At 44.8% G+C, this 20,691-nt stretch carries 20 protein-coding genes; 2 read left to right on the forward strand and 18 right to left on the reverse strand.

Features of this window, described 5'->3' with window-relative positions; all coding sequences use genetic code 11:
• Positions 1–5: 5 nt before the first annotated feature.
• From EXN75_RS02390 to EXN75_RS02455, 15 genes are all read right to left on the reverse strand, one after another.
• Positions 6–1,766 carry an AAA family ATPase gene (locus tag EXN75_RS02390; RefSeq protein WP_167639429.1) on the reverse strand — a complete coding sequence of 587 codons (1,761 nt, stop codon included), beginning with the start codon at positions 1,764–1,766 and terminating at the stop codon, positions 6–8.
• A 139-nt stretch (positions 1,767–1,905) separates the two neighbouring features.
• Positions 1,906–4,455: a transglycosylase domain-containing protein gene (locus EXN75_RS02395; protein WP_134842648.1), complete on the reverse strand. Its 2,550-nt coding sequence runs from the start codon at positions 4,453–4,455 to the stop codon at positions 1,906–1,908.
• A 215-nt stretch (positions 4,456–4,670) separates the two neighbouring features.
• Positions 4,671–5,579 carry a tRNA (adenosine(37)-N6)-dimethylallyltransferase MiaA gene (gene miaA / locus EXN75_RS02400; protein WP_134842649.1) on the reverse strand — a complete coding sequence of 303 codons (909 nt, stop codon included), beginning with the start codon at positions 5,577–5,579 and terminating at the stop codon, positions 4,671–4,673.
• Positions 5,580–5,589: 10 nt separating this feature from the next.
• Positions 5,590–5,712: a hypothetical protein gene (locus tag EXN75_RS18455; RefSeq protein WP_281279447.1), complete on the reverse strand. Its 123-nt coding sequence runs from the start codon at positions 5,710–5,712 to the stop codon at positions 5,590–5,592.
• A gap of 233 nt (positions 5,713–5,945) precedes the next feature.
• Positions 5,946–6,716, reverse strand: coding sequence for an acyl-ACP--UDP-N-acetylglucosamine O-acyltransferase (lpxA, locus tag EXN75_RS02405; protein ID WP_118115748.1), 771 nt, complete (start codon positions 6,714–6,716; stop codon positions 5,946–5,948).
• Positions 6,717–6,731: 15 nt separating this feature from the next.
• Positions 6,732–8,114 carry a bifunctional UDP-3-O-[3-hydroxymyristoyl] N-acetylglucosamine deacetylase/3-hydroxyacyl-ACP dehydratase gene (locus EXN75_RS02410; protein ID WP_263011543.1) on the reverse strand — a complete coding sequence of 461 codons (1,383 nt, stop codon included), beginning with the start codon at positions 8,112–8,114 and terminating at the stop codon, positions 6,732–6,734.
• Positions 8,115–8,213: 99 nt separating this feature from the next.
• On the reverse strand, positions 8,214–9,245 hold the full coding sequence (gene lpxD, locus EXN75_RS02415; protein ID WP_134842650.1) for a UDP-3-O-(3-hydroxymyristoyl)glucosamine N-acyltransferase: 1,032 nt from the start codon (positions 9,243–9,245) through the stop codon (positions 8,214–8,216).
• A 254-nt stretch (positions 9,246–9,499) separates the two neighbouring features.
• Positions 9,500–10,342, reverse strand: a complete 843-nt coding sequence (pyrF, locus tag EXN75_RS02420; protein ID WP_134842651.1) for an orotidine-5'-phosphate decarboxylase — start codon at positions 10,340–10,342, stop codon at positions 9,500–9,502.
• A gap of 14 nt (positions 10,343–10,356) precedes the next feature.
• A complete protein-coding gene (gene prfA, locus EXN75_RS02425) occupies positions 10,357–11,466 on the reverse strand; it encodes a peptide chain release factor 1 (protein ID WP_022110832.1) in 1,110 nt (369 codons plus the stop codon).
• Between the two features lie 33 nt (positions 11,467–11,499).
• Positions 11,500–12,648, reverse strand: a complete 1,149-nt coding sequence (locus EXN75_RS02430; RefSeq protein ID WP_134842685.1) for an AIR synthase-related protein — start codon at positions 12,646–12,648, stop codon at positions 11,500–11,502.
• 42 nt (positions 12,649–12,690) lie between these two features.
• Positions 12,691–12,927: a hypothetical protein gene (locus tag EXN75_RS02435; RefSeq protein ID WP_134842652.1), complete on the reverse strand. Its 237-nt coding sequence runs from the start codon at positions 12,925–12,927 to the stop codon at positions 12,691–12,693.
• Positions 12,894–13,646 (reverse strand): shikimate dehydrogenase family protein, encoded by a 753-nt coding sequence (locus tag EXN75_RS02440; protein WP_134842653.1) that lies wholly within the window; start codon positions 13,644–13,646, stop codon positions 12,894–12,896. The genes EXN75_RS02435 and EXN75_RS02440 overlap by 34 nt, the downstream gene beginning before the upstream one ends.
• Positions 13,647–13,665: 19 nt before the next feature.
• On the reverse strand, positions 13,666–14,400 hold the full coding sequence (gene ubiE, locus EXN75_RS02445) for a bifunctional demethylmenaquinone methyltransferase/2-methoxy-6-polyprenyl-1,4-benzoquinol methylase UbiE (protein WP_134842654.1): 735 nt from the start codon (positions 14,398–14,400) through the stop codon (positions 13,666–13,668).
• A gap of 68 nt (positions 14,401–14,468) precedes the next feature.
• Positions 14,469–15,419 (reverse strand): phosphoribosylaminoimidazolesuccinocarboxamide synthase, encoded by a 951-nt coding sequence (locus EXN75_RS02450; protein ID WP_134842655.1) that lies wholly within the window; start codon positions 15,417–15,419, stop codon positions 14,469–14,471.
• 96 nt (positions 15,420–15,515) lie between these two features.
• Positions 15,516–16,505: a PhoH family protein gene (locus EXN75_RS02455; RefSeq protein WP_134842656.1), complete on the reverse strand. Its 990-nt coding sequence runs from the start codon at positions 16,503–16,505 to the stop codon at positions 15,516–15,518.
• A 330-nt stretch (positions 16,506–16,835) separates the two neighbouring features.
• On the opposite strand from EXN75_RS02455, the gene EXN75_RS02460 reads away from it, so the two are divergent.
• Positions 16,836–17,762: a DUF5715 family protein gene (locus EXN75_RS02460; RefSeq protein WP_246031267.1), complete on the forward strand. Its 927-nt coding sequence runs from the start codon at positions 16,836–16,838 to the stop codon at positions 17,760–17,762.
• A gap of 54 nt (positions 17,763–17,816) precedes the next feature.
• The gene (locus EXN75_RS02465) at positions 17,817–18,596 is read left to right on the forward strand and encodes a peptidylprolyl isomerase (RefSeq protein ID WP_134842657.1); all 780 of its coding nucleotides are present in this window, start codon (positions 17,817–17,819) and stop codon (positions 18,594–18,596) included.
• 45 nt (positions 18,597–18,641) lie between these two features.
• Here the strand turns inward: EXN75_RS02465 and EXN75_RS02470 are convergent, their stop codons facing one another.
• The 3 genes from EXN75_RS02470 to EXN75_RS02475 form a co-directional block, all read right to left on the reverse strand.
• Positions 18,642–19,028: a LexA family protein gene (locus EXN75_RS02470; protein ID WP_233524594.1), complete on the reverse strand. Its 387-nt coding sequence runs from the start codon at positions 19,026–19,028 to the stop codon at positions 18,642–18,644.
• Between the two features lie 73 nt (positions 19,029–19,101).
• Positions 19,102–19,245 carry a hypothetical protein gene (locus EXN75_RS17575; RefSeq protein ID WP_167639430.1) on the reverse strand — a complete coding sequence of 48 codons (144 nt, stop codon included), beginning with the start codon at positions 19,243–19,245 and terminating at the stop codon, positions 19,102–19,104.
• A complete protein-coding gene (locus EXN75_RS02475) occupies positions 19,239–20,567 on the reverse strand; it encodes a Y-family DNA polymerase (RefSeq protein WP_134842658.1) in 1,329 nt (442 codons plus the stop codon). Before EXN75_RS02475 ends, EXN75_RS17575 begins: the two co-directional genes overlap by 7 nt.
• Between the last annotated feature and the right edge of the window lie 124 nt (positions 20,568–20,691).

Raw genomic sequence — 20,691 nt, forward strand, 5'->3', positions numbered from 1 at the left:
AAGGTTTATTCTTTAGAATCATTTTTATTTATTTTTTTCAATCTTCTCATGGCTTCAGGATGTGTCGGATAGAGTTCGAGGGCTTTTTTATAATTATTAATGGCTGCCCCCTTCATATTCTCTTTCTCACATTCTTTTCCAAGAATCACAAATTCTGTAGCCAGTTTCTTGAGGTAATCTTCCAACTTGTTTCGTTCTTCGTCTTTTTGTCTGACGACTTCTTTTAGTTGGGCATTTTCATCTTTCAAACGGTTCACAATATCCAGTTTTCTCCGGATGAACCTTTTTGCAAGCGGCTTTTCTATATCATAGCGACTGTGAATGGCAAGATAGAAATTATCTAGTGCTCCCTGCATATCTCCCTTGTCGAAGGCTGCAGCAGCATCGTGATATTGCTTGTCGGCCTTGCTTTGCTGTAAGGCATTGTTGATGATGTTGTGGTCATTGTATTGACGTGCAAACTGTTTTACTTCATTTCTTACGAATACTTCATTGTGGCGGATAGGTTCCTGAAGGCTGATTCCTTCCAGGCTGGTACATCTGGAAAGTGCTACGTAAGTCTGTCCACCTGCAAATACGCCTCCAGTGAAGTCTATCTTTACCTGTTTGAAAGTGAGGCCCTGACTTTTGTGAACGGTGATGGCCCACGCCAATCTGAGTGGATATTGGGTATATCTTCCGATTTCCTCTTCTTCTATTTTTTTCTCTGTTTCATTGAAATGGTAGCGCATATTGCTCCAGGCAGCCGGTTCCACCATCACATCTTCCCCGTTTTCTGTTCTTACATAGATTCGACTGTTTTCGTCGTCGTCAAATCCGATGACGGTTCCTAACGTTCCGTTAACCCATTGGTGGTCGATGTCATTTTTGATGAAAATCACCTGGGCACCTGTTTTCAGATAGAGTTCTATAGGGGTAGGAAGACTGCTTTCTGGAAATTCGCCTTCGATGGTTCCCCTGAAGAGCGTAGGGGCTCCTGGGAGCTCTTTCAACTTGTTTTCATTGATGAAATCTACCGTGTCTCGTCGGGTAGATAAGGTGATTGCCAGTCGTGAGTCCCCTTCATCCAGAGTGGCTCCCACACGCTCATTGAGTTTTATGAGGTCGCTGTTTGCCACCTGACTGGTTCGGATATGATCGAGTATGTTGATGAATACAGGATCGCTCTGCCGGTACACCTTTTTCAGTTCGATGCTGACCAACTGGAACTGATAGAAAACTTTGGCATCAAAGAAAAAGTTGCTGGAATAAAAAGGGCTGAGCAGTTTCTTGTCGTCTTCCCTAACTACTGGTTCCAACTGGTATATATCTCCCACCAAAAGCAACTGTTTTCCTCCGAATGGTTCACGCATATTGCGGTTGTAAACCCTTAGAATCTTGTCAATGAAGTCTATAATGTCTGCTCTTACCATACTGATTTCATCGATGATGATGAGTTCTACTTCTCTGAGAAGTTTGATTTTCTCTGAGTTGTATTTCATGGTATTTCTCAGGTTGCGTACACTATATTTGCTGTCGTTAGGCAGGAGGGGATAGAAGGGGAGTTTGAAAAAGCTATGTAAAGTAGAGCCTCCTGCATTAATGGCTGCAATACCTGTAGGTGCTAGCACCACGTGCTTTTTCTTAGTGTTTGCTGCGATATAGCGTAGGAATGTAGATTTACCCGTTCCCGCCTTTCCGGTAAGGAAAAGGGAGCGGTGTGTATATTGTATGATCTGCAAAGCATTTTGCAATTCTTCGTTCTGTAAATCTATATTCTCAGCCATATCGGTTATTCTTAAAAAAGAGAATCGGCGGTTTCAGTAATATGACGGAAACCACCGATTGTCCTATTGTTTATTATCTTTAAAAGCTTTTCTCTTGTAAGCTTAATTACTTGTTTTTCAAGCTTATCTTTTTCAAGCTTTATAAATCGTCGAAATTGATGACCTGTTCTGCAGGTTTGGCTTTTTTCTTTTCTTTCTTTTCGCCATTCTCTTCCTGCTTCTTTTCAGCATTTGCTTTCTCCTCAGAGCTTGGAATCTCTCGGATAATCGGGTTGCCGTTTTCATCGAGAATGATTTCCTCGTTCATGGCAGCACTGTCTATCCTTGTAGTATCCACTTTGGCTTTCGGTACATAACTTGCGCACATGTACATATCCTTGGTGATGTCGCCATCCTTCGGTTTGTCAAATTTAGCCCTATATTCCTTGAAGGCTGGATCTTTGAGTACGGATTGCAGGAAGTAACCGCAGATAGGTAATGCCGTGCGTGAACCTTGTCCTAAAGCTCCGGTGCGGAAGTGGATGCAACGGTATTCGCCGCCTACCCAGGCACCGCAGACTAACTTTGGACTTACACACATAAACCATGCATCTGAATGGTTATTAGAAGTACCAGTCTTTCCACCAAATTCAGTATCCTTATAGTCGCCTACATAGCCCCACAAACTTTGTGAAGTACCGCCTGGTTCCAGCATACCTCCTCTGAGAAGCTGCTGCATCAGGAAGGCGCTCTTATATGGAATCACCTGTTCGGCAGTAGAAGGACCCGTATATACTTCCTTTCCGTCTTTGTCAACGATACGTGTAACTAGTACCGGATCGTGATGCATGCCATTATTTGAGATGGTGCTATAGGCACATGCCAATTCCAGCAAATTGACGTCGCTTGAACCAAGCGCCAATGATGGTTCGTCCTCCAAAGGACTGTTGATACCCATCTTTTGAGCTGTTTCAATGATGCGCTTGATGCCCATTTCCTGTCCGAGTCTTACGGCTACTGAGTTGATACTCTTGGCAAACGCACTCTTCAATGGGATGGAATCACCCGAGAAAGAACCGTTTGCATTGGATGGAGTCCATTTTACCATTTCATGTTTCTTCTTGTCGTAAACATCCATGGAGATGTATTCGTCACGACGCTTGTCGCATGGTGTCAATCCCTGGTTCATCGCCTCTGTATAAACGAAGAGTTTGAAGGTAGAACCCGGTTGGCGTTCTGCTGTTACCTTATCGTATTTCCATGCATCGAAATCGATGTCTCCTACCCATGCTTTCACTGCACCGGTCTGTGGTTCCATTGCCACAAAAGCACAGTGCATGAATGTAGTCATGTACTTGATGGAATCTTCTGAAGTCATCATCTTGGTGACAGTTCCCTTTTCATAGTCAAATACCTTAACAGGGTGAACCCATTCCTTATAATAGTAGTTGACTGAATCTGGATTATTAGGGAATTTTGCCATCAGATTCTTATAGAAGGTCTGACGCTCTGCGATGCCCTGGATGAAGTTTGGTATCTCCTTATGGTTTTCGTCCTGCCAAGGATTTTGTCCCAACCATTTCCCCTCGCCAGCCTTGCCTCGGTTGATACTCCAGTGACTGTTGAAATTCTTCTGAACCTGCTTCATCTGTTTTATGGCAGCTTCTTCTGCATATTTCTGCATTCGTGTATCGATGGTAGTGTAGATTTTCAGACCGCTGGAATAGAGGTCGTATCCTTCTTCTTCGCACCAACCTTTGAGGTAGTTAGCAACGGCTTCACGGAAGTATTTAGCCTGTCCGTCGTAGTTTTCTTCTACCTTAAAGTCCAGTTTGATAGGCAATTCCTTCAGTTCGTTATATTTTTCCTTTGACAGATCACCGTGTCTTACCATATTATATAATACGACATTTCTGCGGGCGAGACTGTTTTCTGGATTAGAACGAGGGTTGTAGTAGGTTGTGGCTTTCAGCATGCCCACTAACACTGCAGCCTGGTCTGTAGTCATATCCAACGGAGTGGTATTGAAATAGGTCTTGGCAGCTGTCTTGATACCGTATGAGTTGGAGCCGAAATCCACAGTATTAGCATACATAGTGATGATTTCCTTCTTGCTATATACGGTTTCGAGTTTAGCTGCGATGATCCATTCCTTGCTTTTGATGATGAGAATACGGAGAACAGGAATCTTGCCCAACAATCCTGTAGAGTATTGTGAGCGAACTCGGAACATGTTCTTTGCCAACTGTTGTGTGATGGTAGAAGCACCACGTGCGTCATGGTGTAAGAGCGCATCTTTTGCAGCACCGAACAAGCCGATGGGGTCGATACCTAAGTGTTTGTAAAAGCGTTCGTCCTCAGTATCTACAAGGGCTTTGAAGAAATCAGGGTTGACTTCTTCGTAAGTCACTGGTGTACGATTCTCATTAAAATATTTACCGATCAGTTTACCATCAGCACTATAGATTTCAGATGCCTCGCTTGTCTGAGGATTCAGGATACCTGAAAAATAGCCCGGTGATTTTCCAAAGAGCCACAGAAAGTTGATATCTACTGCGCCAAGATATAGAATGAAGGCGACGATGCAACTCACCAGTCCAATGGCGGTTTTGGTGTACCATGCTTTGCCTCGATATAGATTTCTATACCAAGGCCAGAAGCCACTGAACTTGTGCCATAACCAGGCAAAAAATGTCTTGAGTTTTTTCATATTTTTTATTGTTGAGGGCTATTGAAGGAAGAGATTTTCGAAGCTTTCTGACTTTCTGATGCCTTATTGACCTTAGAATCGACTTGGTCGTGTCTTTTCAGAAATCTTGAGAGACTTTTAAATCGATTTAGATCAGTCTATTCTGAAGTCTTTAGAAAGCTTTTTGAATCTTTCAATTCCTTTTCTAACCGTTTTTACGTGCAAAAATAGCAAAATTATTTCTTTTGCAAGCAGGTATCAATATAATTTATGATTTCTTTACTGTTGTCGGGGTGAAACCAGGTGATTTCTTCATCTCTTTTAAACCATGTCAACTGCTTTCTCATGTATTCTCTACTATGCGACTGGATTTGTCGGATGGCTTCCTGTAGGTCTATTTCCCCATCAAAGTAAGCAAACATTTCTTTATATCCTACAGTTCTGAGAGCTGTCAGTCCTTTTTGAGAATATACGTTTCTTGCTTCTTTTTCAAGTCCTTCTTCCATCATCAGGAGTACTCTCTGGTTGATTCGCTCATAGAGTTCTGCTCTATCTCGGTTGAGTCCTATTTTGATGATGCGGAATGGTCTTTCTTTCTTTTCTGCAGTACGGAAGGAGGTGTATGTCTTACCAGTTTGATGACAGATTTCGAGTGCATGAACTACTCTGCGTGGGTTTTTCTTATCTACGATGTTGTAGTGTGCTGGATCCATCTTTTGCAGTTCTTCCACCAGTTTTTCCAAACCTTCTTTTTCCAGTCTTTCCTTCATCCATTGGCGGATATCATCTCTTATAGTAGGAATGTCATCAATTCCCTTGCAAACGGCATCAATATACATCATGCTACCGCCCGTGAGAAGTGCAGTATCGTGACTTTTGAATAGGTCGTTCTGTAGGAGATTCATTACATCTGCTTCATACATGGCTGCGCTGTAATAATCTTCTATATTGTGATTTCCTACAAAGTAATGGGGTATTCGCTTTTGCTGTTCTTTAGTTGGAGCTGCAGTTCCTATTGGAAGTTCTTTAAAAATCTGACGGGAATCAGCATTGATGATAGGTGTCTGCAAATGTTCTGCTATGGATAGGCAGAGCTCTGTTTTTCCTACACCAGTTGGACCGAGAACAACAATGAGGGTCTTCATTTTATTGCTTTTAAAGTTTAAGATGATCATTCCCTTTTGGGAAAGGGAGTGCTTTCAGCTTCTTTGAGACTTTAAATTCTTTGATATTATCAGATTCATTTGAACCTTCTGATTTTGACATCATCTTGTTCATTTGAGTTTCTGTCTTTTTGTCGCTAGAATTTTAAACAGAAAACACTCCCTCTTTTTTATATTTTAGATTCAGAATTACTTTCTTTTCAGAAAATTTTTCTTGAGAAACTTTCTCTCTATTTAGAAATACTTATCTTCATGATAAATATTTCTTTTATTTTAGAAAGTCTTCTCTTTTCTTCATGGGAAATAATTCTTTTCCTTTTAGATGATTTTCTCTTTCCTTTCAGAAAATTATCTGATAATTCCTCGTTTTGATGTCTCTACGAAGTCGATGATGTATTGAATTTCAGGAGTAACATCAAGGTTGTTCTTGATTTCCTGAATACCTTCTTTCAGCACACCCTTAGAGTAGAGAAGGCGATAAGCCTCATGGATATTCTGAATGAGCTCATTGCTGAAACCGCGACGACGAAGACCTACGAGATTCAAACCGCAGTATTTTGTCGGTTCCTTACCTGCAATAATATAAGGAGGAATATCCTGAGAGAAGCGGCATCCACCCTGGATCATCACATAGCCTGCGATGTGGCAGAACTGGTGAACGAGTACGTTGGCACTAACAATAGCATTGTCATCAACTACTACTTCGCCTGCAAATTTGGTTGAATTACCGATGATGCAGCCGCTGCCTAACTCACAGTCGTGAGCCACGTGCACACATTCCATCAGAAGGTTGTTGCTGCCCACTACGGTCTTACCCTTAGAGGCTGTACCTCGAGAGATGGTTACGTTCTCACGGATACTGTTGTTGTTGCCCACTTCACAGATGGTTTCCTCGCCACGGAACTTGAGATCCTGTGGCTTGGTAGAGATGCTTGCACCTGGGAAAATTTCATTTCCATTGCCGATGCGAGCACCTACATGTATTGTTACACTATTTTGAAGTACATTATTATCTCCTAGCACGGTATTTTTGTCGATATAACAAAAAGGACCGATGATATTGTTGTCACCGAGTTTTGCCTCTGGATGAACAAATGCTAAAGGACTTATTTGATTCATATTTTATTCTCGTTATTATTTATTTTTTACTATCTGAGCGGTGAATGTTGCTTCTGCTACTACCTGATCGCCTACGAACATGTAACCTTTCATGCTGCTAATGCCATGACGTACTGGAGCCAACAACTCAACACGGAAAAGCAATGTGTCGCCAGGAACTACCTTTTTTCGGAACTTCACATCGTCAAGTTTCATAAAGTAAGTGCTCCAACGTTCTGGTTCTTCCAACTGGTTGAGTACAAGCAAGCCTCCACACTGTGCCATTGCTTCTACCTGGAGTACACCCGGCATTACTGGTTCTTCAGGGAAGTGACCTGTGAAGAATGGTTCGTTAGCAGTTACGTTTTTTACACCTACGATGCTGGTAGGACCCATAGCGATTACCTTATCTACGAGCTGCATAGGGTAGCGGTGAGGCAAGAGCTGGCGGATACGGATGTTGTCCATGATTGGTTCCTCGTTAGGATCGTAGATAGGAGCCTGGATTTCATGTTTGCGGATTTCCTTGCGCATCAGTCGCGCAAACTTATTATTGACGGTATGTCCTGGTCTGGTAGCGATAATGCGACCCTTGATAGGTTTGCCAATGAGTGCCATATCACCGATGATATCGAGCAGTTTATGGCGTGTACATTCGTTTTCCCACTGCAATGGTTTGTGCTGGATATAGCCGAGTTTTGTAGCATCCATGCGAGCCACCTTGAGATGGTCAGCAAGCTGATCGAGCTGTTCCTGTTCTACCTGACGCTCGTAGATAACGATGGCATTGTCGAGGTCGCCACCCTTGATGAGGTTGGCTTGGAGCAAAGGCATGATGTCACGTACGAAAACAAAAGTACGTGCAGATGAAATCTCTTCAACGTATTTCTCCATTCTGTCGAGTGTAGCAAACTGGCTGTTGATGAACTTGCTTTCGAAAGAGCACATGGCAGTGATGCTGAATTCTTCATCTGGGAGGATGGTGATGACGGAACCATTGTCGTCTTTCACTTCTATCTTGTGACGGATGATATAGAAATCTTTCTCTGCATTCTGTTCCTGAATTCCTACACTCTGAATTTTCTCTACGTAGGGTGCTGCAGAGCCATCGAGGATAGGAAACTCTGGTCCGTTGACCTGAATTAGACAGTTGTCAATGCCGAGTGCATAAAGTGCAGACATTCCGTGTTCTATTGTACTCACACGGATATCGCCTTTGCCAAGTACTGTACCACGCTGAGTTTCAACCACGTTCTCTGCCACAGCTTGAATAATAGGTTGACCTTCGAGGTCTATGCGCTGTATCTTATAACCAGTGTTCTCCGGTGCAGGATTGAAGGTAACAGTGAGGCTCAAGCCAGTATGAAGTCCTTTTCCGCAGAGCGAGAAACTACCTTTAAGTGTTTTCTGTTTTGACATAACGATGTATTTTAATGTTAAGTGTTAAGTGTTAAATGTTAAGTGTTAACTTGTTGGTGGCATTCGCTCATTTAACACTTTACATTTAACTTTGAAAAATTACTTTTTCTTTAGTTCTTCAATCTGCTTCTTCAGGTCGTTCAGTTCCTTATACATTTCCGGCAAGCGACGGAAGATGGCCTGAGACTTGAAGTAAGCACGCTGCTCCATAGGAGGAGTACCGATGAGTTGCTGACCGCTCTTGAGACTGCCAGGCACACCGCTCTGAGCTCCGAGGAAAACCTTGTCGCCGATGGTGATATGACCTGCAATACCTACCTGACCGCCAAACATACACCACTGACCAACCTTGGTACTGCCTGCAATACCTACCTGTGAGGACATCACGGTATTTGCACCGATATCGGTATTGTGGGCTATCTGTACGAGATTGTCGAGCTTCACCCCCTTACGAACGTAGGTAGAACCCATTGTAGAACGGTCGATACAGGTATTGGCGCCGATTTCTACATTGTCCTCGATGGTAACGATACCGATTTGTGGAATTTTGTCGTAGCCTTCAGGACCCGGAGCGAAACCGAAACCATCAGAGCCAACTACACTACCAGCATGAAGTGTTACATTATCGCCCAATTTGCATCCGTGATATACGGTTACGTTAGGGTAGATGAGCGCATTTTTGCCCACTTTCACACCCTCACCGATATATGCGTTAGGATAAATTTGGCTTCCTTCACCCACTTCTGCGCCATCACTGATGTATGCGAAAGCACCTACGTAAACGTCGTCAGCCACTTTAGCCTTTGGAGAAACGAAAGCTAATGGATCAATGCCAGTTTTCTTAGGCTTCATAGAATCATACATCTGGAGCAGTTTTGCTACGCATTCGTATGCATTCTTTACGCGGATCAGCGTAGCGCTGACAGGCTTTTCCAGTTCCACGCTTTCGTCAATGAGGACGATGCTTGACTTAGTGTCGTACACGTAGTGAGTATATTTCGGGTTAGAAAGGAACGAGATAGCACCTTCCTTACCTTCTTCAATTTTAGCGAAGGTGTTCACGGTTGCGTTCTCATCACCTTCTACCTTGCCCTGAACAAACTGGGCAATCTGTTGAGCGGTAAATTCCATATTTATCTATTCTTTTGATTTTAAGCCAGCTTTAACCTGCCGGCTGGTTTGCTTTGCTTTATTATTTGGTGCAAATATAGTAAAAAAGTTTCGAATTCTTGTAATTATCTTGTAATATTTCGCTTTTTTCCCAAACAAACCTCTATTTTTTAGGCGCAAAGCCTCATTCTTGATGAAACAATGCGCCTAAAAGATACTTTTTATCTTTTTATAGAGTCTGACCGTTACTCTTTTAGAGTTTAGCCAATTCTACTTTAGATTTTAGCCAATTCTGCAGCCATTTGCTCCTGGAGTTCCTTCGCCTTCTGACCAGCTACTTCGGCGAAGTCCTCACCATTGCTGGCATAGATGATACCGCGAGAAGAGTTGACGAGCAGACCGCAGTCCTTAATCATGCCATATTTGCAAACTTCCTGCAGGCTTCCACCCTGTGCACCTACACCTGGTACGAGAAGGAAGTGGTTAGGAGCTACCTTGCGGATGTCCTCAAACATGCTGCCTTGAGTAGCACCTACTACATACATCATGTTTTCTTCGTTGCCCCATTCCTGACTCTTTTTCAGTACTTTCTCGAAAAGTCTTTCGCCTTCCTTATCCTCTGTGAGCTGGAAGTCGTGGCTTCCCTTGTTGCTAGTAAGAGCCAACAGAATTACCCATTTGCCCTCATACTCTAAGAATGGTTTCACTGAATCCTCGCCCATGTAAGGAGCCACGGTGAGAGAGTCAAGATCATACTCCTTGAAGAAAGTCTGTGCATACATCTTGGATGTATTACCGATATCGCCACGCTTAGCATCTGCGATGATGAAGTGGTTAGGGTAGTACTTCTTGAGATACTTCACGGTGTTCTCGAAGGCAATCATGCCATATACACCACAGCTCTCATAGAAAGCGAGGTTTGGCTTGTAGGCTACGCAGTAAGGAGCTGTTGCATCGATGATAGCCTTGTTGAATTTGAAAATCATACTAGCTTCTGCACCCTGAATCTCTTCACTTTCAGTAATGCATACTGGCAATTTGTCGATATCTGTGTCAAGACCTACGCAAAGAAAAGTTTTCTTTGCGAAGATCTGCTCTACTAGTTCTTTTCTATTCATATTCTTTGTGATTTTTATAGTTCGGTTTCTTTCAATTTTTCTGCGTTTTCAGCCACGGTCAGCGCATCGATCATGTCCTGGATGTTTCCTCCGAGGAAACCATTCAAGTCGTGAGTAGTGTATCCGATACGGTGGTCGGTTACGCGTCCCTGAGGGAAGTTGTATGTACGGATTTTCGCACTGCGGTCACCTGTAGAGACGAGGCTCTTACGGCGGCTTGCGATATCATCTACATACTTCTGATGCTCGCGGTCGTGGATGAATGTGTATAGTCGGCTCAAAGCGCGCTCCTTGTTCTTAGGCTGGTCGCGGGTCTCTGTACATTCGATGAGGATTTCCTCCACTTCGCCTGTATTTGGGTTCTTCCAAGGATAGCGGAGGCGGACACCAGATTCCACCTTGTTGACGTTCTGACCGCCCGCACCTGAGCTTCGGAAAGTATCCCACTTGATGTCGCCCTCGTTGATGTTTACCTCAAATTTGTCTGCTTCTGGCAGAACGGCTACTGTGGCTGCTGATGTGTGCATACGTCCTTGAGTCTCGGTAGCAGGCACGCGCTGAACGCGGTGAACGCCAGATTCATATTTCAGCGTACCGTAAACATCTGTTCCGCTTACGGCAAAGTCGATTTCCTTATATCCACCAACGGCGCCCTCAGAGACTGAAGTTACACTCACGGTCCATCCCTTAGACTCGCAGTATTTCTTGTACATACTGAAGAGGTCTCCTGCGAAGAGAGCAGCCTCGTCGCCACCTGCACCACCACGGATTTCCATCTGCACGTTCTTGGCATCTTCTGGATCCTTTGGTACAAGTGCTATCTTGATTTCCTCTTCGAGTTTTGGCTGCAGAGCTTCATTTTCGTTCAACTCCTCTCGTGCCATTTCTTTCATTTCCGGGTCACTCTCGTTGGCGAGAATGTCCTTGGCTTCTTTGATGGAGTTGAGGCAGTTGATGTATCGCTTACGAGCGTCCATGATGTCGCCGAGGTCTTTCCATTCCTTGGTCAACTTTACGTATCTGCTCTGGTCTGCGATGACATCCGGGTCGGTGATGAGGGTGCTAACTTCCTCGTATCGGCTCTCTAAGCCTTCCAGTTTCTGTAATATATTGTTATTATCCATTTTATGATGATTATTATTCGAATGTTCTATTGATTAATATTCGAATGTTCCAAATTCGCTCTTGATGGTGAGGCTGCGCTTGCCTTCCTCGATGTGACCTACGATCTGTGCATCGATATTGGAGCTCTTGCTGATGGCGATGACCTTTTCTGCAATCTCTGGGCGTACATAGATTTCCATGCGATGACCCATGTTGAATACCTGGTACATCTCCTTCCAGTCGGTGCCAGAACAGTCGTGGATAGCCTTGAAGAGTGGTGGTACTGGGAACATGTTGTCCTTCACTACCTTGCAGTCTTCTCCTACGAAGTGGAGCACCTTGGTCTGTGCACCACCTGTACAGTGTACCATACCGTGGATTTCTGGGCGCAGTTCGTCGAGCAATTTCTTGATGACTGGTGCGTAGGTGCGGGTTGGTGAGAGCACAAGTTCGCCTGCATTGATAGTTGCGCCTTCCACCTCGTCGGTTAATTTGTATTTGCCGCTATAAACCAATTCGCTTGGTACTGCATGATCGAAACTTTCTGGGTATTTCTCAGCGAGATACTTGGCGAAAACATCGTGGCGAGCAGAGGTGAGTCCGTTGCTGCCCATACCGCCGTTGTACTTTTTCTCGTATGTAGCCTGACCTGTAGAGGAAAGACCTACGATAACGTCGCCCGGACGGATGTTGGCATTGTTGATGACATCGCTGCGTTTCATTCGGCAGGTTACGGTAGAATCTACGATGATGGTACGTACGAGGTCGCCTACGTCAGCAGTTTCGCCACCTGTAGGGTAGATGCCGATACCCATTTCTCTCATTTCGTGGAGGAGTTCATCAGTACCATTGATGATGGCAGAGATGACGTCTCCAGGAACGAGCATCTTGTTTCTACCGATGGTAGATGAAACGAGGATGTTATCTACAGCACCTACGCAAAGCAAGTCGTCTGTATTCATTACGACTGCATCCTGTGCGATACCTTTCCATACGGAGAGGTCACCCGTTTCTTTCCAGTACATGTATGCCAAGCTTGATTTTGTTCCAGCACCGTCGGCATGCATGATGTTGCAGTACTCAGGGTCGCCGCCCAGAATATCAGGTATAATCTTGCAGAAAGCCTGTGGGAAAATACCCTTGTCGATGTTCTTAATGGCGTTGTGTACGTCTTCTTTAGCTGCGCTCACTCCGCGCATCATATAGCGATTGTTGCTCATTTTTCTATTTTTTATCGTTTTAACTTAAAGTCTTTTCTCCTTTACATTATTATATATTATATAATCTGAAAAGTTTTCATCGGAAAGTCTTTTCATCTGATGATTTCCTTCTTCAGAATAATCCTTCATCTGAAATTCTTTTCCTTTGATGTTTTCTTTCTTCTGAAAAAATATTCTTCTGAAAGTCTTCTCATCTGTTAGAGAATCTTTCTTCAGAAAAATCTTTTTTACAGTTGCTCTTTCCCTTCCCAGAAATCCCAAGATGCGAAGGCTTGCAGGAGTAACATTTCCAGTCCGTTCTTTACGGTGGCTCCCTGCTCTTTGCCCTTCTTCATGAAGAGGGTTTCATCGGGGTTGTAGATCAAATCATATAATAAGGTATGGCTGTCCATGGCCTCGTATGGCAGTGGTGGACACTCATCTACGTGAGGGTACATTCCCACAGGAGTACAGTTGACAATCACGTTGTATTCTTTGATGATTTCAGGTGTAATCTTGTCATACTGCAGAGTGCCAGGACGCTCGTATCGGCTCACGAAGACGGTTTCCAGTCCGAGCGACTTCAGTCCATAGCAGATGGCCTTGGATGCACCACCCGTACCGAGAATAAGGGCTTTCTTGTGGAAAGACTCGATAAACGGTTCTATGCTCTGGGTGAAGCCTATCACATCACTGTTGTAGCCTCTGAGCACCATTTCGTCGCCTTTGTGGGTAACTCTTACCACGTTTACAGCACCGATAGCATTTGCCTCGGGACTTACGTAGTCCAGATAGCTGATAACCTTTTCCTTGTAAGGGATGGTCACATTGAATCCTTTTAATTCAGGATTGGAGTCGAGCACTTCTGCCAGGTCTTCGATGGTAGGTATCTCGAAGTTGATGTAGGTAGCGTCGATACCCTCGTTCTCGAATTTCTCGTTGAAGTAATTCTTTGAGAATGAATGCCCCAGAGGGTAACCTATGAGTCCATACTTGTCCATACTGATTATTTTTTTGTTTTTATTTTGTTGCGAAATACATCGTACAGATGCCGAAGGTGAGTCGCTTGAATTCAGCTTTCTCAAATCCTGCTTTCTTTAGCACCTCCATCATCGTTTCTCCCTGTGGGAAGGCTTCGATGGTGGCCGTCAGATAGCTGTAGGCACTCTGGTCTTTAGAAATCAGCTTACCGTATATCGGCAATACCGTGTGGGAGTAGATGCGGAATAGCTGCTTCATCGGGAATTTCACGGGATGTGTGAGTTCTACGATACTCAGATGTCCGCCCTTCTTCAATACTCGGCACATTTCCTTGAGACCCTGGTCGAGGTTCTGGAAGTTTCGTATGCCGAATGCTGCCGTCACTGCATCGAAGGTTTCATCAGGGAAGGAGAGGTGCAGACAGTCTTCTTTCTTGAAACTGATGATGTCTTGCAGATTTTCCTTTTCTACTTTCTTTCTTCCGATTTCCATCATGCCCTCGGATATGTCTGCTCCGATGAGCTGTTGGGGATGCAGTGTTTTTGCCGCCAGGATAGCGAAGTCGCCCGTACCGGTGGCGATGTCGAGCATCTTTTCAGGGTGGTGGCGCTGCAGCAGTCCGATGGCTTTGCGACGCCACCCCTTGTCGATATCCCATGAGAGGTGATGATTGAGGGTGTCGTAGGTAGGAGCGATGTTATCGAACATTTCTTCCACCAGCTTGCCCTTGTCTCCTTCGCCTTCATAGGGCTTAATTTGTTCTTGCTTGTACATTAATATATATAGTACTCTTTTCAGGGAAAAACTAACTCCTCTGCGGAATAATTATTTCCCAGGAATGATTACTTTCTTGCTGCAAGCCATTTGCTTACGTTCTTCTCGATGCGGGCAGCGATATCGCCTTCCTCGGTTGCCTTGTCAAACTTCTCGCCTGTAATGTGCTCGTAGAGTTCGATGTAGCGGTCTGATACGCTCTCTGCATACTCATCGGTAATCTCAGGCATGGTCTGTCCTGGCTCGTTCATGAAGTTGTGCTCGATGAGCCACTGGCGTACGAACTCCTTAGAGAGCTGGCGCTGTGGTTCGCCCTTTTCGAACTTCTCCTCGTAGCCATCAGCATAGAAGTAGCGGCTTGAGTCTGGAGTGTGGATTTCGTCGATGAGGTAAACCTTGCCATCGCGCTTGCCGAATTCATATTTTGTATCTACGAGGATGAGTCCCTGCTTGGCAGCAATCTCCTGTCCGCGAGCGAAGATGCGACGGGTGTAGTCTTCCATCACTGCATAGTCTTCAGCACTAACAATGCCCTGGGCGATGATTTCTTCCTTAGAGATGTTCATGTCGTGACCTTCGTCAGCCTTTGTGGTAGGAGTGATGATTGGTTCTGGGAAACGCTGGTTCTCGCGCATACCCTCAGGGAGTTTCACGCCACAGATTTCGCGGCAACCCTTCTGGTATTCTCTCCATGCGCTACCTGTGAGGATAGAACGGATGATCATCTCTACACGGAAACCTTCGCACTTCAGACCAACGGTGACCATTGGGTCTGGTGTAGCCAACTTCCAGTTAGGACAGATGTCTGTCGTCGTATCCAGGAACTTCGCAGCTATCTGGTTGAGTACCTGTCCCTTGAATGGGATGCCTTTTGGCAGCACAACGTCGAACGCTGAGATTCTGTCGGTAGCGACCATCACGAGGATGTCGTCGTTAATGTCATACACATCACGTACTTTACCGTGGTAAACACTCTTCTGTCCATTGAAATGGAAATCTGTCTTTGTTAATGCTTTCATTTTTATTTTGAACTTTGAATTTTGAACTTCGAACTTTCCGTCGCCTTTCCTTATCTCTTTGTAGAGGGGTTGCTTCCTTCAGTTCCTTATTCTAAATTATTTTGAATTTTCTGTCTTTTCTGCTTTCATAGCTTCCCGGGCTTCTGCTCTTTCCTTGTCGTATTTGTCGTATGCATTTACGATGCGGGTTACGAGCTTATGTCTTACGATATCTTTCTGTCCGAGGTTGACCACTCCGATACCTTCCACACCTTCGAGTATCTTGAGAGCCTCTTTCAGTCCGCTTCGCTGTTCTCTTGGCAGGTCTATCTGCGTGAGGTCTCCCGTGATTACCATTTTGGTGTTCATACCCATACGTGTTAGGAACATTCTGATTTGCTGGGAGGTGGTGTTCTGAGCTTCATCGAGGATGACTACAGCGTCGCTCAGTGTGCGTCCGCGCATGAAGGCAAGTGGAGCTATCTGTATGATATGCTTTTCCATCATGTCCTGCAGTTTTACGGCAGGTATCATGTCTTCTAAGGCGTCATAGAGCGGTTGCAGATAAGGGTCTATTTTGTCTTTCATGTCGCCCGGTAGGAATCCGAGTTTTTCGCCTGCTTCTACGGCAGGGCGCGAGAGGATGATTTTCTTGGCTGTTTTTTCCTTGAGAGCTTTTACTGCAAGTGCGATGCTGAGGTAGGTCTTACCTGTTCCTGCAGGACCTACGGCAAACACCATGTCGTTTTTCTCGTATGCATCAATAAGCTTTTGTTGGTTGGTGCTCCGGCTCTTGATAGGCTTTCCGCTGATGCTATATACCAGTACATCCTTAGCTGAATCGGCCTTGGTCTGCTTGCCTTTCACAATGTCAAGGATATCCTCTTCGTTGAGCATGTTGTATTTCGCCAAATGCTTGCGCATCTGCTCTATTTCTTCTTCCGCTTTCGCCATTTCCTCCTCGTCGCCGAGCACACGAAGTACATTGTCGCGTGCAACGATACGCAACTTCGGGTACAGTGATTTAATCATCTGCAGGTGACTGTTGTTCACTCCGTAGAACATCACTGGGTCAACGTCTTCGAGTACAATATGTTTCTCTATCAAAACTCTAAAAATAATATAGTTTAAACTTATATGATATTAATACGCTGCAAAATTACTATTTTTCCTTGAAATGAGCAAAATTTCTGATATGTTTTGTTTAAAAAGACTTTAAAAAGTTTTGCATTTTCGTTTTTTTACCGTACTTTTGCACTACATTTTTGATTAGGCAGGTCTAAAAGCTTGGCTTCTGCTCTGGGATTCTTTCTCTCATCGGAATAAGGCTAAGGCTTATTTCCCTTGGAACCTTGCTTAGGGATTCTTTCCCTATATGCGGAAAGTAATCTTCCGAAACTGGAGCTTGATCAAAATAAAATTGAAAATACTCAAATCATGAAATTGAAAGAAATCGTACGAAATATCATCAGAATTCTTTGTGCCATGTCGAGCAAAAATCGTTTTCTGCTCGGATTTGTTGTGATAGTCCTGATTCTCGCCCTGATAAGAGTAGCGAAACCGAGCGTGGCGGAATCCTGTTTAACAAAGACTGAGGCTGTTGATTCTTTGAAAAATGATTCTGCTGCTCTGTTGGCAGAGGATGATGCTGCGCTGGAGGCGGAAGCTTCTCGGTCTAATGAATCTCAATTAAATGGTGCTTCTGCTGGGAATATAGTGGATGCTGTGCCTGGAATTGCTTTGGACTCTGCTGCAAAGGGGAGTTCGATTTTCTTTGATAAGGACGGCAAGGAGGTGAAACACCGCATCTTTTCTGTTCCGCATTTTGGAAATACGTTTCCCGATCAGCAGGATGTGCAGATACAGGCAGCCAACCATTATGGGGTAAAGCCGGTGCAGAATCGTGATGAGGCTGAACACAGCAAGGGAGCGCTGGTCTATGTGGGTAGTAATCCGTTTTTTTATGTTGATAAACTCAACAATAGTATTCCTTATCTCGTACCCCGTGCTTCGGTGCTTTTACAGGATATCGGAAGGGCCTATTTCGACTCGCTCCAGATCAAGGGCATTCCGCTGCACAAAATCATTGTGACGAGCATCCTCCGTACCAAGGATGATGTGGCGAAACTCCGCACAAGAAACGGAAATGCAACTGAGAATTCCTGCCATCTATACGGCACAACTTTTGATGTTTGCTATAATCGCTATAAGACTGTGCAGACGGCTAAAAATCCTCGTCGGGAGGTGAGAAACGACTCTCTGAAATGGGTGCTCAGCGAGGTGCTGCGCGACTTCCGTGAGCGTGGTCGCTGTCTTGTGAAATATGAGGTGAATCAGGGCTGTTTTCATATTACTGTGAAGTAGGTCTTAATCTTTGAAAATTTGAAAAATCAATCTTGTTATAATTAGGAAGAAAATATGACATTAAATATGAATATGAAAATGGTGATGGCGAGCATAGCACTTGCTCTTTTCGGGCAGCAAAGCTATGCTCAGGATTATATGAATGCCAAGGAAGTGACAGTCTTAAAGGGCATTGCCGTGGAGGGTGTTGATACGGCTGGAGTGCATCAGGACCCTACCTGTCCGGAAGTCTTGTTGGAAACTACGATGGGCAATATCCGCATTGCGCTCTATAATGATACGCCTCTGCATCGCGACAATTTTCTGAAGTGGGTGAAGTGTGGCTATTATAATGGCTGTATCTTCCATCGTGTCATCAAGAATTTTATGGTGCAAGCTGGTGATCCGGCTACCCGAAAGGTGGATCCTCTGAAAAAGGAGGTTTTTGATACAGCTTATGCCGTTCCTGCAGAAATCCGCTATCCGAAATATTACCATAAGCGAGGTCAGCTCTGTGCTGCACGCGAGGGAGATGAGGAGAATCCAAAGTTTGCTTCAGCTCCCTGCGATTTCTATATTACTTGGGGTAGGAATTTCTCGCGCCGACAAATAGAATATTTGATAGAGAAGGAGGCCAGAGAGGAGAAGACCTATGTGCTGCCTAATAAGCAGGTGATTGACGGGTATGTGAAATACGGCGGTGTGCCTCATCTCGATGGCGGCTATACCGTTTTCGGGGAAGTACTTGAGGGTATGGATGTGGTGGATAAAATCCAGAATGTGGCCACAGACAAGGGTAATAACGACCGCCCTCTTGAAGATATTATTATCCTGAAGGCTTCGGTTGTCCGATAGCCTTCATGAGATATGGGAAGGGAAAATTCCTCCTCTTTGGAAATTTTATTCCTTACAGAATCTGTGAATCACATAAGTGACGACGCCCCATATCATAAAGCGGTTGTTTTCGTCCACTCTAATGGGTGAGTAGTCGTTATTCCACGGCACGAGCCAGCCGAAGTTTCCGCTTTCGTCCATCTTGAACTGCTTGATGGTGAATTCACCGTCCACGAATGCAATCACGAAGTTGCCATTACCGGGTTCTATCAGTCTGTCCACCACGGCCAGATCTCCGTCCAGGATGCCAGCATCCCTCATACTATCGCCCGAAATTCTCACGTAGAATGTAGCTTCCCTGTGTTTCACGAGCACATCATTGAGGTCTATTTCTCCCTCCATATAGTCTTGTGCAGGCGAAGGAAATCCTGCCTTTACACTCTGTTCAGCCATCGGAATGGCCATCTTTTCCCCGATTTCTGCGGGGTGTATAGTTAGTTTTATTTTTTCTTTCATTCTGTTTCTTCTATTCTTTATTATTAATATCTGTTTTGTTTTCCTTTCTTCTTTTGCTTATTCTTTTTTCAAAAAAAGTTGTTTTTAAAGGAGTCTTTCTACCTTTTTTCTCAACCTTTCTCTCAACCTTTTTTATGGATAATATTCTCAACATTTCACTTCCAGTATGTCGCTAATATCTGTGGTGAAACGTTTCGACATGTATTCACGCTTCAGGTCGAAACGGCAGTCTGTGCCCTGGATGGCTTGTCGGATAGTTCCGTATCCGTTCTTGTGGTTGATGGCATCGATGGCCGCCATCAGTGCCTTCTGGCGCTCACGGTTGATGGGGTCGAAGAGGTCCTGCTCACGTGGCGTGGAGGGGGATATCTGCCAGAGTATCACGCCTGCCTTCTTGAAGCGGAACGACAGGTCGGGACGGTCGGACACAGATTTTGGATAGCGGGCGCGTAGGATGGTGAGCGCTGCTCCTACTATCTCGTCTTGAGCATCAGTGGCGATGGGCAGTACGAGCGAGTCGTGGATGGTATATTCCGGCACATGATTGTTGAAACGAGAGGTCCAAGCAAATACGGTAACACCCTGACATACACTGCCTTGTCTGCGTAACTTCTCTGTGCAACGTACGGCAAAATTGGCCATGGCCTCCTCTATTACATTCTTGTCGCTAATGCCCTCGTTGGCAAAGCTCCTGCTCGTGCAGATACTTTTCTTCTGGGGTAGTTCCTCGATGCTGATGCAGTTTTCGCCGTTGAGTTCCTTCCAGGTTCTCACGGTGGTGATATTGAAATGACTGCGCACCCAACTCTCTTTCTGTTCGGCCAGTTGAGCTGCGGTTCTGATTCCCATATAGTCGAGTTTGCGGGCTATTTGTCGGCCGATTCCCCATACGTCTTCTATAGGGAAAAGCGACAGTGCCTTGTGTCTGCGCTCCTCGGTATCGATGAGGCAGCAGCCCTGATAGCCCTTGTATTTCTTGGCGAATTTTGAAGCGATTTTGGCCAGCGTCTTGGTTTCAGCGATGCCGATGGAGATGGGAATGCCCACTGCCCGGAGTAGGTCGGATGAGATTCTTGCGCCGTAACGGTGGAGCAGGGAATCCGTTTTTTCGGAGGATTGATTTTCCTGAAAGAAGGCAGCGGCAATGGATTTGTCCACTTCGAAGAAACTCTCGTCGATGGAGTATTGGTCGAGTTGGGGAGAGTAATGAGAGAGCATTGACATCACTCTGTTGGACAGTGAACCATAGAGAGTGTAGTTGCTCGAAAATATCGCTACGCCCTCAGCCTCCAACTTTTCCTTCATCTGGTAGAAAGGATCGCCCATCTTGTAGCCAAGAGCCTTGGCTTCTTCCGAACGGGCGATGATGCAGCCGTCGTTGTTACTCAGTACAACCACCGGCTTGCCCACCAGGTCAGGGCGGAAAACCCGCTCGCATGAGCAGTAGAAATTATTGCAGTCAGCAAGTGCTATCATTTTACTCCTTTCGTTTTAATTGTTAATAGAATTTATATCTTTATCCATAGAATTTTCCTTTAGGTTCTTCCCCTGACATTTCCTTTGTTTTTTTTATTAATTATGTATTATTTTGCCCATACTT

The organism is Segatella hominis, from assembly GCF_004535825.1.
In the GTDB taxonomy this organism is placed as follows: Bacteria; Bacteroidota; Bacteroidia; order Bacteroidales; family Bacteroidaceae; genus Prevotella; species Prevotella hominis.